16 protein-coding genes and 1 other annotated feature are annotated in these 16,399 nt (G+C 37.0%); of the genes, 8 read left to right on the top strand and 8 right to left on the bottom strand.

The features are described from left to right. Positions 1-257: 257 nt before the first annotated feature. On the bottom strand, positions 258-1,127 hold the full coding sequence (locus tag RTL21_RS13755) for a helix-turn-helix domain-containing protein (protein ID WP_312096454.1): 870 nt from the start codon (positions 1,125-1,127) through the stop codon (positions 258-260). 612 nt (positions 1,128-1,739) lie between these two features. Then, positions 1,740-2,120 carry a thiol-disulfide oxidoreductase DCC family protein gene (locus tag RTL21_RS13750; RefSeq protein ID WP_312096453.1) on the bottom strand — a complete coding sequence of 127 codons (381 nt, stop codon included), beginning with the start codon at positions 2,118-2,120 and terminating at the stop codon, positions 1,740-1,742. A 234-nt stretch (positions 2,121-2,354) separates the two neighbouring features. On the opposite strand from RTL21_RS13750, the gene RTL21_RS13745 reads away from it, so the two are divergent. The 3 genes from RTL21_RS13745 to RTL21_RS13735 all read left to right on the top strand — a co-directional run bounded on the left by RTL21_RS13745 (position 2,355) and on the right by RTL21_RS13735 (position 6,460). Continuing rightward, on the top strand, positions 2,355-4,355 hold the full coding sequence (locus RTL21_RS13745) for a penicillin-binding transpeptidase domain-containing protein (protein WP_312096452.1): 2,001 nt from the start codon (positions 2,355-2,357) through the stop codon (positions 4,353-4,355). A gap of 462 nt (positions 4,356-4,817) precedes the next feature. Beyond that, positions 4,818-4,982, top strand: a complete 165-nt coding sequence (locus RTL21_RS13740; protein WP_312096451.1) for a hypothetical protein — start codon at positions 4,818-4,820, stop codon at positions 4,980-4,982. A gap of 62 nt (positions 4,983-5,044) precedes the next feature. Continuing rightward, positions 5,045-6,460 carry a SpoVR family protein gene (locus tag RTL21_RS13735; protein ID WP_312096450.1) on the top strand — a complete coding sequence of 472 codons (1,416 nt, stop codon included), beginning with the start codon at positions 5,045-5,047 and terminating at the stop codon, positions 6,458-6,460. 45 nt (positions 6,461-6,505) lie between these two features. Here the strand turns inward: RTL21_RS13735 and RTL21_RS13730 are convergent, their stop codons facing one another. Beyond that, entirely contained in the window at positions 6,506-6,628 is a 123-nt protein-coding gene (locus RTL21_RS13730; protein ID WP_312096449.1) for a hypothetical protein, read from the bottom strand. Positions 6,629-6,740: 112 nt separating this feature from the next. On the opposite strand from RTL21_RS13730, the gene RTL21_RS13725 reads away from it, so the two are divergent. Beyond that, positions 6,741-7,760 carry a homoserine dehydrogenase gene (locus RTL21_RS13725; RefSeq protein WP_312096448.1) on the top strand — a complete coding sequence of 340 codons (1,020 nt, stop codon included), beginning with the start codon at positions 6,741-6,743 and terminating at the stop codon, positions 7,758-7,760. Between the two features lie 47 nt (positions 7,761-7,807). Here RTL21_RS13725 and RTL21_RS13720 read toward each other — a convergent pair whose 3' ends face one another. Continuing rightward, the gene (locus tag RTL21_RS13720) at positions 7,808-7,990 is read right to left on the bottom strand and encodes an aspartyl-phosphate phosphatase Spo0E family protein (RefSeq protein ID WP_312096447.1); all 183 of its coding nucleotides are present in this window, start codon (positions 7,988-7,990) and stop codon (positions 7,808-7,810) included. Between the two features lie 574 nt (positions 7,991-8,564). On the opposite strand from RTL21_RS13720, the gene RTL21_RS13715 reads away from it, so the two are divergent. Further along, on the top strand, positions 8,565-9,287 hold the full coding sequence (locus tag RTL21_RS13715) for a YwaF family protein (RefSeq protein WP_312096446.1): 723 nt from the start codon (positions 8,565-8,567) through the stop codon (positions 9,285-9,287). A 34-nt stretch (positions 9,288-9,321) separates the two neighbouring features. Here RTL21_RS13715 and RTL21_RS13710 read toward each other — a convergent pair whose 3' ends face one another. Then, on the bottom strand, positions 9,322-10,293 hold the full coding sequence (locus tag RTL21_RS13710; RefSeq protein ID WP_312096445.1) for an exonuclease domain-containing protein: 972 nt from the start codon (positions 10,291-10,293) through the stop codon (positions 9,322-9,324). A gap of 244 nt (positions 10,294-10,537) precedes the next feature. On the opposite strand from RTL21_RS13710, the gene RTL21_RS13705 reads away from it, so the two are divergent. Beyond that, the gene (locus RTL21_RS13705; RefSeq protein WP_312096444.1) at positions 10,538-10,981 is read left to right on the top strand and encodes a C40 family peptidase; all 444 of its coding nucleotides are present in this window, start codon (positions 10,538-10,540) and stop codon (positions 10,979-10,981) included. Between the two features lie 428 nt (positions 10,982-11,409). Then, positions 11,410-12,276: a DMT family transporter gene (locus RTL21_RS13700; RefSeq protein WP_312096443.1), complete on the top strand. Its 867-nt coding sequence runs from the start codon at positions 11,410-11,412 to the stop codon at positions 12,274-12,276. Positions 12,277-12,327: 51 nt separating this feature from the next. Here the strand turns inward: RTL21_RS13700 and RTL21_RS13695 are convergent, their stop codons facing one another. Next, positions 12,328-12,492 (bottom strand): hypothetical protein, encoded by a 165-nt coding sequence (locus RTL21_RS13695; RefSeq protein WP_312096442.1) that lies wholly within the window; start codon positions 12,490-12,492, stop codon positions 12,328-12,330. A gap of 239 nt (positions 12,493-12,731) precedes the next feature. Here RTL21_RS13695 and RTL21_RS13690 point away from each other — a divergent pair, with 239 nt between their 5' ends. Further along, entirely contained in the window at positions 12,732-13,667 is a 936-nt protein-coding gene (locus RTL21_RS13690) for an SDR family oxidoreductase (protein ID WP_396954446.1), read from the top strand. 43 nt (positions 13,668-13,710) lie between these two features. Here RTL21_RS13690 and tyrS read toward each other — a convergent pair whose 3' ends face one another. After that, complete coding sequence (tyrS, locus tag RTL21_RS13685) at positions 13,711-14,955, bottom strand: tyrosine--tRNA ligase (RefSeq protein ID WP_312096441.1); 1,245 nt, start codon at positions 14,953-14,955, stop codon at positions 13,711-13,713. A 59-nt stretch (positions 14,956-15,014) separates the two neighbouring features. Next, positions 15,015-15,246: a binding site (T-box leader), on the bottom strand. A gap of 132 nt (positions 15,247-15,378) precedes the next feature. Further along, positions 15,379-16,399: hypothetical protein (locus RTL21_RS13680; RefSeq protein WP_312096440.1), on the bottom strand; the 1,021-nt coding region annotated here is incomplete at its 5' end.

Genomic DNA, 16,399 nt, shown 5'->3' with positions numbered 1-16,399 from the left:
ATACTATCAGACTATTGACCTTTAATTTAGGAAAATAGATAGAGTAATAGGAAAATAGGTAAATTCTCATAGATAATTACGGATGGGGAGTACGTTATCTTTGGAAGGAGGCAGTGATAGAAAAAGATTCAATCTAATCAGGATATGTGAGGAACGTGATAAGAACGAAGAATGAAAAAAGATTGCGCTCAAGAACACCAATTACACACAAGTAATGTGAGAAAAGATGAGAGAGGCAATCCTGAAGCACTATATTATTATTGCCAGTTATTTATTTTATTTTGGATATAATCTGTATATCGATTATCTTTAACTAATTGGAAAATCATTAGTGCATCTTTCATATATTGAGTAGCTAGGACAAAATTCTTTTGTAATTCATAGTTATATCCTATATGATAGTGAAAGTGAGCCAACAGATAAAGATTATCCTGTTGGATAGCCCAATCAATTGCCTCCTTACAATAAGCAATGGAAGTATCAAATCGTGACTGATCCGTTAATGATTTAGCGATATTAAAATATAGCCTGCTTTTAATCGTATCATCTTGTAAATAGGGAAGCTGATTAATAGCTTTAAATGCTTGCTCATAGATAGATAGGGAATCATCGATGAAGCCTTCTTCATAGTAAAAGATACCTTTACTAATATAAATCTCTAACTCTCTTTCTGTGAAGACCTTATCAAAGGTAAGTTCAATTGCTTCATTAATAAGATTTACGGCTCGGTTAAAATCACGGTCGATTTCAAATACATAAATCGCTTTGTGCCAAAGTAGCATTTGATAGTTTTTCTTATGGTGGATAAATAAGGGATTTTTTTCTTCTGCTTTTACAATTTGTTTTACAGTATGATAATCGGTATTTCTTCGTGCCGCCTTTAATTGGCGAAAGGTTTCTTCTACATAATCTAGTCTCGGTGTGGTGCCAATATCGAAGAAATAATTCACATCTACTCCTAATCGTCCGGAGATAAGATAAAGAGTAGAAGACAATGGAAGCACTTCTCCTTTTTCAATCTTGCTTATCTGCGCCTGTGTACATATATTGTGCGAAAGCTCCTTTTGTGATAAGCCTATTTGCTTTCGTAATTCCTTGATTTTTTCTCCAACCGCTGAAAAATCCACTCGCTTCACTCCTACTTAGAAAAGCCTGCCTATTTTTATGAATATTCCTAAAGTTATATTTTACTATGATTTTTTAGATGAAACAGTGTAAAATGCCGAAAAATGCCGAATTATACTTAAAAATCAAGAATTCATCTATCTATATAATATGATTTAATAGATTTTACCGCAATATATTAAGAATATTTTTGCTATTTCTAGATGTGCCCACCTACGCCTTCTATTTATTAGCATAATGGAACTTAATTGAGCAATTTTAATAGAAATCGTGATTTCTATTAAAACCAATAACTGTTTTACAAGTAGTCCTTTTATCTCCAATTTTCTGCCGTTTTCTGATAAGAAAGCGGTCTTTTTTTGCACATTTTTAAAAGGGTGATTTTGGAATAGGGGAGGGGCTTGCTCCGTTACCGTCTTGGCGACAGAAAGGTGGAAAAGGTAACAGAGAGAGCCCATCAGTGACCGCCCAGGCAAAGAAAAAACAGAAAAGGTAACAGAGAGCAGCTCAATGCACAACTTGACTACAAAAAAGCCTGGTCAGCCTTCTTTTTCAAGATAAATTGGATGAAGACTTTATCGGTGGTTATGTATGGATAGCAATAGGAATATGTATTACAAAAACCGCTTCTTCATCTCCTCTGTCGGAAGCATGCAGGATTCTCGTTTGCCAAACCATTTATAACGATTTCTAGCAATATAGCGATAAAGAGGATCTCTTAGGAAGGAAGGAATTATTTTTAAAATAGTTAGAAGCTTCCAGCCGTTTGAAAGATAGCGGCATATTTCCAAAGCCGCATCGGATTCTATATAGCGCTTATTCTTTTTAATAAGGACAACACTATCTACATCGGAAAGATGATGTTTCTCTAGCAAGCTTTTTCCGACCTCGCTCTGCAGAGAAGCAAAGAAAAATTGTTTTTTTGGATCCCTCTTTATAATAAATTGCACACTACTATTGCATAAATTGCAAACTCCATCAAATAAAATAATCATCCGTTTTTCCTCCTAAAAAGGTGGCTATTATTAGCATGTATTTTAGCAAATTATGATAAAAAAGTATGTAACTTTTTCTCTTCATTTTCGTAATAGAGTTATTATTTTTTTAGGAAGATAATAATATACAGATAGTTGACGGAGAATAAAAAATAAAGTTTTGTAGGTGATTTTTTTTCCGTTTTTATGAAAAAATGGTACGCTAGTAGTAGTAGATTAGAAGGGGAGATAGGAATGAAAAAGAGATGGATGCTTTTACTGATATTAATACTGGTAGCAGTGGCAACAGGATGTAATAAAAACGAGCCTACCCCAGATGAACGGCTATCGCAATATATAAAACTGTGGAATGATCAGAAATTTAAAGAGATGTATGCCTGTCTTTCAACAGAAGCAAAAGAGAACATTTCGGAAGATGATTTTGTTTCCAGATACGAAAAAATCTACAAGGATTTAGACATCAATGATTTAGAGATAACATATACGAAACCATCCGAAGACGAGAAGTTCAATAAAGTAGAGAAAACAGAAATTCCATTTTCGGTAAAAATGAACAGCGTGGCAGGAGAAATCAGCTTTGATAATCAGGCGAAGCTTGTAAAAGAAGAAAAAGAGAAAGAAGAGAACTGGTATATTAATTGGGATACTACTTATATTTTTTCTGAGTTAGGTCCTGATGATAAAATTTCCGTTAGTACCATTCAAGCAGAACGTGGCAGTATAGTCGATACGAATGAAAATCCACTTGCGATGAATGGTGTCATCTACGAAATTGGACTTGTTCCAGAGCAAATGGGAGATAAACCAGATACAGTCATCAATGATCTGGCAAAGCTTCTAGATATAAAAAAGGAAACCATTGAGAAAGCATTAAATGCAGAGTGGGTACAGCCAAGCTTTTTTGTTCCGATTAAAAAAGTTGCCACAGGAGACAGTGCTTATTTAGAAAAGCTTTTTGCATTACCTGGCGTTCAAAAACAAGATACCAAAGGCAGAATTTATCCATTTGGAGAAAGTACTGCACATTTGATCGGCTACATTGGTAGCATTACAGCAGAAGAACTAGAGAAAAATGAAGGAAAAGGTTATTCAAGTACAGATGTAATTGGAAAAAGAGGCTTGGAGCAAGTGCTAGAAGAGCGACTAAAAGGCACAAATGGTGAACAAATTTTAATTAAAAAGGCAGATGGCAGTACCGTTACTTTAGCAAAAAAAGAAGTGCAAAATGGTGAAAATATAAAGCTGACGATAAATGCCGATTTACAAAAGGAAATATATGAACAAATGGATGGGGAAGCAGGAACGGCAGCTGCTATTAATCCATCAACAGGAGAAACGCTTGCGTTAGTTAGCAGCCCGGCATTTGATCCTAATAAGATGATTGTTGGTCTAACAACGTCTGAGAAGGAAGCGTACGATAATAATAAGCTAGATCCTTTTACCAATCGTTTTAAAAATAATTATGCACCTGGTTCTGTCATGAAGCCACTTGTAGCAGCAGCTGCATTAACTGAAGGCGTTATTACCCCAGAACAGGAAAGAAAGATTACAACAAAACAGTGGCAAAAGGATAAATCCTGGGGCGGATATTTTGTAACAAGAGTGCATAGCAGTTCGGCACCAGTAAATCTAGCGGATGCGCTCCTTTACAGTGATAATATTTACTTTGCGCAAACAGCACTTGATTTAGGGAAAGATAAATTTGCAAAAGAGCTACAAAAATTTGGATTTGAAGAAGCCTTGACTTATGCATTTCCAATTGAAACATCCACATATGGCAAATTAGATACAGAACAACTATTAGCAGATTCAGGCTATGGTCAAGGGCATGTGGAAATGAGTGTTATTCACCTTGCTACAGCATACACACCATTTGTTACCGGTGGAAATTTAATGACACCTGTATTATTGGATAGTGATGAGAAGGGCAAGGTATGGAAAGAAAAGATTATGGACGAATCTGTTGCCAATACAATATCAAATGACCTTCAGCAAGTCATTGACAGCCCAAGTGGTACAGCACATGCGGCGAAACTAAATGGCAAAACGTTCGCAGGAAAAACAGGGACAGCCGAATTAAAAGAGAAGCAAGGCGAAAAAGGAACAGAAAATGGCTGGTATGTTACTTATGATAAAGACAAAAAGAACCTCTTAATTGCGATGATGATCGAAGGCGTTGAAAACAAAGGCGGCTCCGGACATGTCGTGAAAAAAGTGAAAGAAATAATAGAATAAGGGGAAAAGGAGTGTTCGAAGAGAATGCTCCTTTTCTTTTTGGGGGGAAGTGGGTGATTGGAAGGTAGGCTTTGTGGAAAGTAGCGTTCATAAAGAGGATGAACGCCAAAAAGCAGAGCACCAAAGGAAAAAGTGGCGTTCATAAAGGGAATGAACGCCAAAAAGCAAAGCAACAAAGGGAAAAGTGGCGTTCATAAAGGGGATGAACGCCAAAAAGCAGAGCACCAAAGGAAAAAGTGGCGTTCATAAAGGGAATGAACGCCAAAAAGCAAAGCACCAAAGGAAAAAGTGGCGTTCATAAAGGGAATGAACGCCAAAAAGCAGAGCACCAAAGGAAAAAGTGGTGTTCATAAAGGGAATGAACGCCAAAAAGCAAAGCACCAAAGGGAAAAGTGGCGTTCATAAAGGGGATGAACGCCAAAAAGCAAAGCACCAAAGGAAAAAGTGGCGTTCATAAAGGGGATGAACGCCAAAAAGCAAAGCAACAAAGGGAAAAGTAGCGTTCATCAAAGCGATGAACGCCAAAAAAGCAAAGCAACAAAGCAAAAACACCAACAACCAAGAATCGTTCCTTTATTTTGCTTCCTATTAAATAAAAACCAACAATCTAACGCAATTTCTATCTAATTTACTCATGATTCACTTTTTCATTTCATACATTAGTTTAAACGGTGAAAGGAGAGAGCGGAATGAATGAGGTAGAACAAAAGGAATTACAATATGCCATTGAAGAAATTACTGAAATTGCTTCTGGATTTGGACTAGACTTTTATCCAATGAGATATGAAATTTGTCCTGCGGATATCATTTATACATTCGGTGCGTACGGAATGCCTACTCGATTTTCCCATTGGAGTTTTGGAAAGCAGTTTCATAAAATGAAGCTGCATTATGATTTAGGTTTATCAAAAATATATGAATTAGTGATTAACTCAAATCCATGCTATGCATTTTTGCTTGATAGTAACTCCTTAATAAATAATAAACTAATTGTTGCCCATGTTTTGGCGCACTGTGACTTCTTTAAAAATAATGTTCGTTTTCAAAATACGAAGCGTGAAATGGTCGAAAGTATGGCAGCAACTGCTGATCGGATTCGCCAATACGAGATCAAATATGGAAAGCATGAAGTGGAAACATTTTTGGATGCGGTTTTAGCGATTGATGAACATATTGATCCAAGCTTGATGCGACCAAAATTAGCATGGTCGATGGATGATGTTGAGTTTGTGGAAGAAGAGGAAACAGCGAGTACTCCTTATGATGAATTATGGGGATTAGATGATCGCAATAAACCGAAAAAGCCGAAGAAAAAGGTAGCAAAGAAATTTCCGCCACAGCCAGAGAAGGATTTATTGCTTTTTATTGAGAATTTTAGTAGAGAGCTCACGGATTGGCAAAGGGATGTCTTAACGATGATGCGGGAGGAGATGCTCTATTTCTGGCCGCAATTAGAAACGAAGATTATGAATGAAGGTTGGGCATCCTATTGGCATCAGCGAATTGTCAGGGAATTAGATTTAACAAGTGCAGAAGCGATTGAGTTTGCAAAGCTAAATGCGGGTGTAGTACAGCCGTCTAAAACAGGCATTAACCCTTATTATCTAGGATTAAAGATATTTGAAGATATTGAGGAACGCTATAATAATCCGACAGAGGAAATGAAGAAAAGGGGCGTCAAACCAGGATCAGGACGGGAAAAAATGTTTGAGGTACGTGAAATTGAATCAGACATTTCCTTCTTAAGAAACTATTTAACAAAGGATCTCGTGATGAGAGAGGATATGTATCTTTTCCAAAAACAGGGCAGAGATTACAAAATTGTCGATAAGGCTTGGGAACAGGTGCGAGATCAATTAGTTAGCATGCGAGTCAATGGTGGTTTCCCATATATTACAGTCAATGACGGCGATTATAATAAAAATGGCGAACTATACTTAAAGCATGGATATGAGGGAATTGAATTAGACTTAAAGTATTTAGAAAAAGTGCTTCCATATATTTATCAATTATGGGGCAGAGGTGTCCATATTGAAACGGTAGTAGAAGATAAACAGCTTCTTTATACCTATGATGGCAAAGCCTTGCATCGAAAATATTTATAAGAGGGACAGACCTACAGTCTTATAGTGCTGTGGGTCTTTGTTTTATTAGGCTGTCGGAAAGCCTTTGTATGGAACGGATAAATCTTTTCCATTGTTTTTAATGGATGATTCGAAATAGGCGATTGGCATTTCTGTTAAGGAGAGGGCACAGCTTTTGGCAAATGGCATTGATAATTGTAGTAGTTTTAACTAGTAAAAAATATTTCATGATAATAAAGGAAATCCATAAGAAAAGAAAGAAATCTATAGCAAAAGGGATAACAAGGAAAGGAATAAAAATATGAAAAAGCAAAGAAATATAATCATTACCGGATATGGGACTGTTGCCAAAGAATTGGTTGAATTATTATATCGTAAAAAGGAAGAGCTGATTGAAAAATATCATACAGAATTTAAAGTAGTGGGGTTGATCGGATCAATAGGGATGATTTATGAACCAGACGGCTTAAATCTTTCTGTTTTGGATGAGTTGCCAAAAGGTTCTTTAGGAATTTCCCAATATGCTAGTATGAAAAATTTATCTATTGAAGCCCCAGCGATAAAAGGGGATATTCTAATAGAATGCACGCCTACAAATCTAGAAACCGGTGAACCTGCTCTTTCTTATATGAAACAAGCACTTGAGACAAACATGGATATTGTTTCTGTCAGCAAAGGGGCGCTTGTTCATTCCTTGCCTGAATTACTGCAAATCGCAAGTGCAAAAGACTGCCGAATAAAATATAGTGGGGCAACAGCAGCAGCTTTACCAACACTAGATATCGGGGAATTTAGTTTAGCGGGAAGCAGTATTCAATCGATTAAAGGGATCTTAAATGGAACATCCAATTTTATATTGACAAGTATGTCGGAAGGGAATATTACCTTTGAAAAAGCATTGCACCTCGCACAAGAGAAGGGAATTGCAGAAAAAAACCCTGATTTAGATATAAAAGGACTGGACAGTGCTTGCAAAATTTTACTGTTGGCAAATGGATTATTTCATACGAATCTAACATTAGAGGATATTGCGATAGAGGGGATTGAAAAGATTACAAAAGCGGATATGCAGCGTGCAAAAATTAATGGGTGTGAGTGGAAGCTAATAGCATCAGCAACAAAACAGGGGGACAAGCTTATTTTGCAGGTGAAACCGGAAATTCTTCCTCCTGAAAATCCATTAATTCATGTAAAAGGAACAAATAAAGGAATATTGTTTGAAACCGAGGAGATGGGAACGATTTGCTGTGTTGGTGGTGCCTCGCATCCTAAAGGTGCAGCGGCCGCGGCCTTAAAAGATGTGATTAATCTCATTCACTAAAGGTTGGAATCGGTTTGGGAGAGAATTGGAAGAGGGTAAAGTATCTTTTATTTTTGGGCTATCTTTTTTTGATACATGACAATATATGTATCTAGCAGCTCGCTGAGTTGAATGGTATTGGGATCATTTAAGCCCTTTTCAATCCCATATTTAAGCAATTCGATTTTTAAAAGTTCGATTGTGTCCAGTAATTCACAAACGTTTTCGATATTCATTCGGGAAAGTGCCATTTTATAATGCTCCTACCTTTTATAGATTGCTTTTACTATTCTATCAAATTAAATTGGAAAAATTAAGTGCTTTTTTAATAAAATTTACAAAAATGTTGGTAGATGACTTTGCAGATGATTTCGAGCGAACATCTGCAAAGTCATTTTAATAGGAGTCTAGAGATACAATGATTTTCTAGTGATTGGCTTTTATTATAGGCTTTATCATCCCCGTGACCAATCGAGCTTTATCGGATTAGTTGACATCCACCTCCAATGTTCACAGATGTTGAAGTGGGTGTTAAAAGTCCGTTCATGCTGGATAAATCATCGTATCTATTAGATTATTTTTCCGAAGCAAGGCTAAATAAATATTCAAGGTAGGATTCTAACTCAAATTTATCTTTGTCAATAAAATCAGTCATTGCAGTATCAGTTTGTAGTTTCATCGTAATCCTCTCCTTTAAAATTGTTTTTTCTTTATCAGTAGTATTTGTCTATAATATTCCCAAACTATTAAACTTTTATACATAGTTTGTAAAAAAAATTAGAAAAAATACTTTTTCGGAAAATACCAGAAAGGAGAATTGCTTAAATGAAGGGATGGTACGGGCATTTATACGATGATTTCCCCTTTGAATTATTTTCTGTATCCCATCTAGTCATGATAGGCATTCTTATTATTGGGGGAATTTTACTTTTTATTTTTCGAAATTACATCCAAATGCGCAGTTGTATTTTTCGTTCTGTTTTTTTCTTAGTATTACTCGGTTTAGAGGCAATGTACCATTATTGGATGCATAAGGATGGGTTATGGGATGCTTCTATTATGCTGCCGTTCCATCTTTGTTCAATCAGTTTAATTCTTTGTTTGCTACTTCTGATTACCAAATGGGAGCTTGTATTTCAAGTGGTTTATTTTATTGGTATTATTGGCGCATTAATGGCCATTGTTACACCTGAATTGTTTTTAGGTTATCCCCATTTCCGCTATTTCCATTTTTTTGTGACGCACATTCTTATTATATGGACTTGTCTGTACTTTGTGCTTGTCCACCAGTATAAACCGACAAAAAAAGGATTATTTCTAGCTTTTATTTTCTTAAACAGTAGTGCGACGCTTGCCTGGATAGTCAATCGTTTGATAGGTAGCAATTATATGTTTTTAGCATATAAGCCAGCAAATGGTTCCCTTTTAGATTATTTAGGGCCATACCCGGATTATTTGCTGGTTCTTGAGCTAGTTGCACTGCTTTTGTTTTTTGTATTGCTTATTCCGTTTCAAATGGAAAGAAGAAGGCAAAGACGGAGAAACTAAAAAAGGCTGCTTCGTTTGAAACAGCCTTTTTTTCTTAATAATTGACTCGCTCTTTATTTAATAGCTCTAAAAATTGTTGTTCGTTAATAATTTCAATAGCTTTTCCTTTTGCTTGTAAATCATATGCCTTTTTCTCTTTTGAACTGATTCCTTCAGAGCCAACAAGCTTTTGATCCTGCATACCTACAACTAAATAATCAGTCTTACTGCTCACACCACTTTTAATTATACCGCCAACGTCCACTACTTGTTGCATCGCTTCTTTTCGTTCAAGCGAATGCAGGTCTCCAGTAAAGACAAGATTTTTTTGGTAGAGTGGGTGATTTTCATCAAATGAATCAGTAGTTGGCATAATTTCCGCTATCGAAACGGACGCAAACTTCTTGACTGGCTTTCTCTGTGAAAAAGCTGTTGCTCTTCCAAAAGTGGTTTGTGGCTTTAATTCGGAAAATTGTTTAATAGGAAGAGTAGGATAAGAAGTACAGTAGTTAGTTAACGAATCCTTTTTCCTTGACTCAATACAAGCAATCACAAGCTCCGCACATGCCCGAGCATCCGACCCTGCATGGTGATGTTCTTCCATAGAAATGCCAAAATAAGATGTCCGATCCTTCAACGATTGCCCCACCTTTGCTCCTCTTGTTGCTCGATTACTAATGGGGATGCTGCAAATATAAGAAAACTTAGGCTTATTCAACTGATATTTTTCTAGACAGCAGTAGAGTACACTCATATCAAACTGAGCATTATGGGCAATAATTGTATGCGTGGAAATGTCCTCTTTTATCAATTCCCATACTTCCGGAAAGCTTTTAGCGTCTGCTACATCTGTTTCTGTTATCCCATGAATCGCTGTAAACTTTGGATCGAATGATAGACTTGGAGGTTTAATTAAAAAATATTGCTCTTTTACAATGGCGTTATTTTCTACATAAGATAGTCCAAGCGAACAAGCACTAGCCATATCGGCATTTGCTATTTCAAAATCTAAAGCAATAAAATCCACTGTTTACACGCTCCCTCTTTTTTTCTACTAGTATATCATGTTCCGTCTCTTCCTTCGCGAAATTAGGATAGGATAAAGGAGAAGATTATGGAATCACAGGAATATTATTCTTATATAGTATTGTAATAGAATTGTAATCTAATTTGTATATGGATGTAACCTAATTATCTGAATAATATGAGAAGATAGACATGTTGATAGAAGGAAGCCTTGGAACATAATCTTACGTAAATGAGGTCACTAGATGAAAAAGGTTATTGTCTTGTCACTCCTGTCATTTGGATTATTTTTTACTGGCATTTTTGGTACGAATGAAGCAAATGCCGCTTCAAAGAAATCAGTTGTTACGGTTGCAAAAAATTATATAGGAACTCCTTATAAATATGGTGGAACTACGCCTAAAGGATTTGATTGCTCCGGCTTTGTTGGCTATAGTTATAAAAAAACAGGCAAGTCCTTGCCTAGAACAGCTGCGAGTATGTATAAAAAAGGAAAAAAAGTAAAAAAATCGAACTTAAAAAAAGGAGATCTAGTCTTCTTTGAAACATATAAAAAAGGTGCATCCCATGTTGGTATATACATAGGAAGTAATAAGTTTATCCATAGTTCCTCTTCAAAAGGGGTAAAAGTGGACAAGCTATCTAACTCATATTGGAAAACAAAATATTATGGTGCAAAAAGAATTTGACCCTTTCCTGTTGGAAGGGTTTTTTGTGTGTGCTGGGGGAAATGGGTTGGCTGATAAGATGAGATTTTGGCTGAAATGCTGATGGATTTGGACAATAAAACGAAACTTGGGATCATATCCGGTGTTATGGACAATAAAACAGGACTTTGGATCATATCCGACTAGTTTTGGACAATAAAACAGAACTTTGGATCATATCCGGCTAGTTTTGGACAATAAAATGAAACTTTGGATCATATCCGACTAGCTCTGCATAATAAACGAGAAATCTAGCACATATCAGCACCGCATCAGCACCGCATCAGCACGGAATTTACTAAATTAACTGAAAAAAGGCGTTCTATCATATTTATTTAAGAGAAAATTTTCTATATGATAGAGAAATAAGCAAAAATCTAGCAACTTGAAAACGGCTGTGGAGGAAAAGAATGAACGCAACAATGAAATTTGCATTATCGATGGCGATATTTGGTTCGATTGGTTATTTTTCAGCTAAGACGAATTTGCCATCTATTGAACTTGTCTTTATTCGGTGTATTTGTGCATGTGTGGTACTAAGCATTGTTTATCTTTTTTCAAGGAGAAAAAAGGAAGCGGTAGAGAAAAAGGAGATTGGCTATAGTATACTGTGTGGCATCTTTCTTGTAGTGAACTGGGTATTTTTCTTCCGTTCCTTTGAGTATATGTCTGTAACGGTTGCGGTTTCGATCTATCATTTGGCACCAGTGCTTGTCGTGTTATTGGGGAGCTTCCTTTATCGAGAAAGGGTTAGCTTGAAATTAATGCTTACTGTTATGATTTGCTTTATTGGAACGTTGTTGGTTGGGGGAATGCAAGATTTTCTTACTTTCGATGCTCTTATGTCAGCTGGGCTGCCGTGGGCATTTGGTGCGGCACTATTTTATGCACTAACGACATTGACAGGGAAGAAAATTGCCAAGCTGAACCCAATCTTAACAACGATTATTCAAACAGGTGTCGGCATCGTTATGTTAGTGCCCTTTGTAAATTGGGGTTATTTTAACCATTTAACAGGGGAAAACTGGTTTTATATTTTATTAACAGGGATTATTCACACTGGCTTCGTGTATTATTTATTTTTCAGCAGCTTGCCGAAGCTAACTTCTGGGACAATTGCAGTTCTCGTGTTTATCGATCCAGCTGTTGCCATCTTTATGGACATTGTTTTAACAGCGTATCGCCCAGATTTCCTGCAAATCATTGGTATTCTGCTTATTTTTTGGGGACAAACTCGAGCTGCCTTTAAGCGGAAAAGGAGTGAATCTTTAAATTAATTTACTTGGAGCAGCCTGAGGATAGGAAAAGTTTCCACAGGCTGCTCCATCTTATATTTTCGGATAATGAAATGCATTAATTGCTTTTTTATAAAAAGGTGGTTTCACCGTCGTTTTTGGCATGGACCATTTATGGTTGATATACGTCATGGTAACAGTATCCTTAGAATTCTTTTGTAGCAATAATTTTAACTTTGGGTTAAATTCATACATCATTCAAATACCCCTCCTTCCTTTAGCGTATTCATTCCAAGTAAAAGAGAGCTAGTCATTTCGTTAATTAGGCACCAAATAAGTGCAACGACATAGGATAATTTACTACTATTAATGGAGGGATTAGTATGTCCTTTTATCTGAATGATCCAAGAGATCCGATGTACCAGGTGCCAGAAGCGTACTATGCATTATTAGAAACGCGAAATTATCAATCGGAAAAGCTTATTCAGCTAACAGAAATGCAAGAGTTTTTTGAAGCAAATAAGCAAGTAGATCCGTATCCACTTTATCCGAATTACGGAAAAGTGACAAAGTATGAGGAAATCCCGATTAATTTTCCTGAGAATAGACAGCTCCGTCAGCCTGGTCTAGAAAGCTATATGGTTCCAAAGCCAATTATCGAAAATGACCACTACATAGGAAGTGGGAAGCTAAAGGGGAAAGTGGCGTTAATTACTGGGGGAGACAGTGGCATTGGCGCTGCCGTTGCGATTGCCTTTGCAAAAGAAGGCGCAGATATAGCAATTGCTTATTTAGATGAGCAGGAGGATGCGAACCGTACGAAAAATAGAATCGAAGCGTTAGGGCAACGGTGTCTTTTGCTGCCAGGTGATTTACGTAAGAAAAAGCAATGTATTGACATTGTGGAGAAAACGGTAACGACGTTTGGAAAGCTGGATATTCTTTGTAACCATGTCGGTATTCAATTTCAACAGGCAAAATTAACGGATATCACGGATGAACAATTTGATGATACATTTAAAGTTAATATTTATTCCCATTTTTACACAACAAGAGCAGCACTTCCTCATTTAAAGCCGGGCAGCAGCATTATTAACACAGCTTCGGTTGTTGCGTATGCAGGGGAGCCGCTGTTAATTGATTATGTTGCCACAAAAGCTGCAAATGTTGGTTTCACACGTGCTCTTGCGAGAAGCGTTGTAAAAGATGGAATACGAGTAAATGCAGTGGCACCGGGACGAATTTGGACCCCATTAATTCCGGCAAGCTTTTCTTCAGATCAAGTAGCCATTTTCGGTTCTTCTAATCCGATGCAAAGAGCGGCACAGCCATTCGAATTGGCTCCAACCTTTGTCTATTTGGCTTCCGATGATTCTCGATTTGTAACAGGGCAAGTTCTCCATGTAAATGGCGGCGAAACAGTAAGCTCGTAATAGAAAAGGAAAATGGGCTAGCGGCTAGCCCATTTTCAGCATATTAGCCAAGCAGCTTTACGAATTTTCGTTTTCCTACTTGAATAATTAATTCCTTGTTGATAGAAACTTCCATATCTGTCTCTTCGACTTTCTCTCCGTTGATACGAACCCCACCGTTTTGGATCATCCTTCTTGCTTCGCTTTTGGAGGTTAATAGATGTAAGTCTACTAGAAGCTGAACAAGCGATTCAGGATTTTTTCCAGTCCAGTGGACAGCTGGGATCTCATCTGGCAAGGACCCTTTTTGAAAAATTGTAATGAATTGCTGTTCCGCTTTCTCCCCTTCTGATTCCCCGTGGTACATGCGCACAATCGTTTTTGCTAAAAGCATTTTTGCATCTCGAGGATGGAGAGAGCCAGCATGTAAATCCTTTTTGATTTGAGCTATTTCAATCGGTTCTAAGTCTGTAATCAATTCAAAGTATTTGCTCATCAATGGATCTGGGATAGACATTGCTTTTCCATACATTTCAGTAGGACTTTCATCGATACCAATGTAGTTTTTCTTCGACTTTGACATTTTTTCAACACCGTCTAATCCTTCTAAAAGAGGCATTAATATCGCAATCTGCTTTTCTTTTCCAAACTTCTCCTGGTAGTGACGTCCCATGAGAATATTAAAATGCTGATCTGTTCCTCCAAGCTCAATATCTGCCTCTAACATGACAGAATCGTAGCCTTGCATCAATGGGTAGAAGAATTCATGCAAGGAAATCGACTTCCCGTAAGCTAATCGTTCTTCAAAATCATCTCGTTCAAGCAATCGGGCAACAGTTATTTTTCCAGCGAGCCCAATGACATCTTCGAAGGAAAGAGAAGAGAGCCATTTAGAGTTGTAATGAAGTTCGACCTTTTCCATGTCTAGTACTTTTCCGAATTGATCAAAATACGTTTTCGCATTCTCCTTCACTTCTTCATCTGTCAGCTGTTTACGCGCTGCAGATTTTCCAGTTGGATCGCCAATTTTTCCAGTAAAGTCACCGATAATTAGTTGAATCGTATGCCCGTTTTCTTGGAATTGGCGTAGCTTATTCAGTACAACAGTATGACCAAGATGAACATCTGGCGCAGATGGATCAAGGCCGAGCTTTACTTTTAACGGTGTATTTGTTACAAGCGACTTAGCGATTTTTTCTGCGAGCTCTTCTGTCGGAATAATATCTTGCACGCCCTGACGATAGATAGCTAGCTGCCTCTTCATTTCTTTTTCGTGGTCACTCGTTAACTGTTCAATAAATGGACTCATCTTTTCTTTCTCCTTTCGTAAAATGAATTTTTTTATAAATAAAAAACCACGCCCCTAAAAAAAGGGACGTGGTTGCTTTTAAGCACGTGGTACCACCCTAATTGAAGAATATAGAATATTCAACACTCATTATGGGTAACGGCTCATCCGTTCTTTGCTAATCGAAAAAAACTCTTTCACAAAGAATGCTCCTGGAGGTAATTCGCCCCTATTTTTGTGTCAATTTGCACCAACCATTGACTCTCTAATAACAGGGAAATAGGCACTACTGATTCCAATCAAAGCATATATATTTAAAGACATAATTTATAATATTATTAAGTTAGCGCTAACTTGATAAAGATACTAACAGATAAAATTAGGAAATTCAAGAGTGATTTTTTTCTTTTTAAAAAAAGTTTATGCGATATAACCCCATATCTGTTAATAAACAGCAATACTTTCAACATTTTTTAGCCATTCAATGGCTTCACTGCCATCTGGATTGGCCATCCATACATTTCTTTTATCATCAATAAGAGAAGTGCCTCTGAACCAAGTAATTTTTTGCAAAGACGGAATAAATTTTGGCTGATAGTCCCCATATCCTTTATTCGGATTCGTTATCTTTTTCTGGCTGTTGCTTTTTGTTAAAATCGTATAAAGAGTGGGGCGTGGCTGTTTCATTAGATCATTGTTCCACTCTGCCTCTGGTATTCTCGAAACAACAAGGGATTCATTATCAAGCCAATCAAAGTCTAAATCTGCAAAATGCTTTGGTGTATAAACGCCACTTGCTGGCATATCCTTTGTTTTTAACTTTTTGTTATTTAATCCGAAAACAAGTCTGCCTCCGCCTTCAATATAGGCAAGCGTATCCTTAGATGGAGCCCATTTTGGTTTTCCAACCTGCCAAATGATTTCATCCACTACCTCGAATTTTTTTCCATCTGTTGAGAGGATACAAAGCATATTGCTGTCCATCGCAATACTGGCAGTCGTGGAAGCGATAAAAGAAATCCATTTGCCACTTGGAGAAAAAGAAAAGTCAGAAGCATTAATCGGCGTAATCTTGTTATCCCCGATACCGACCTCTTTTGGAAGTGAGAAAAAGGGTTTACTTGCAGCAAGCTGTATATTTTTATAAGGCGGTTTAACATATTTCTTATAAAGCTTTGCACCCTTCCAGCCATCTGCTTCTAAGTTTCCACCTGTTGATAAGAGAAATCCGTTACCTTTTGGGAACCATTGGTAGGCATCCACTCCAAGTTCCACATTAAAGAAACCTTTTAGATCAGATAAATCAAGGGTACGAAAATCAGTATAGGCTAAAACATTTTTATGAGGATTCCAAGAGGGGGAATACCCATTATAAAAAATTTTTTGCTCTTTGCCATTTTTCACATTATAAACCCAAATTTCGGTTTGCTGCTCCTCTTCGTTAAATTGAGATGGAGCAGTTTTT

Origin of the sequence: Niallia sp. (assembly GCF_031978665.1) — a bacterium.
Lineage (GTDB): Bacteria > Bacillota > Bacilli > Bacillales > Cytobacillaceae > Niallia.
This window is presented reverse-complemented; position numbering and strand designations above follow the sequence as displayed.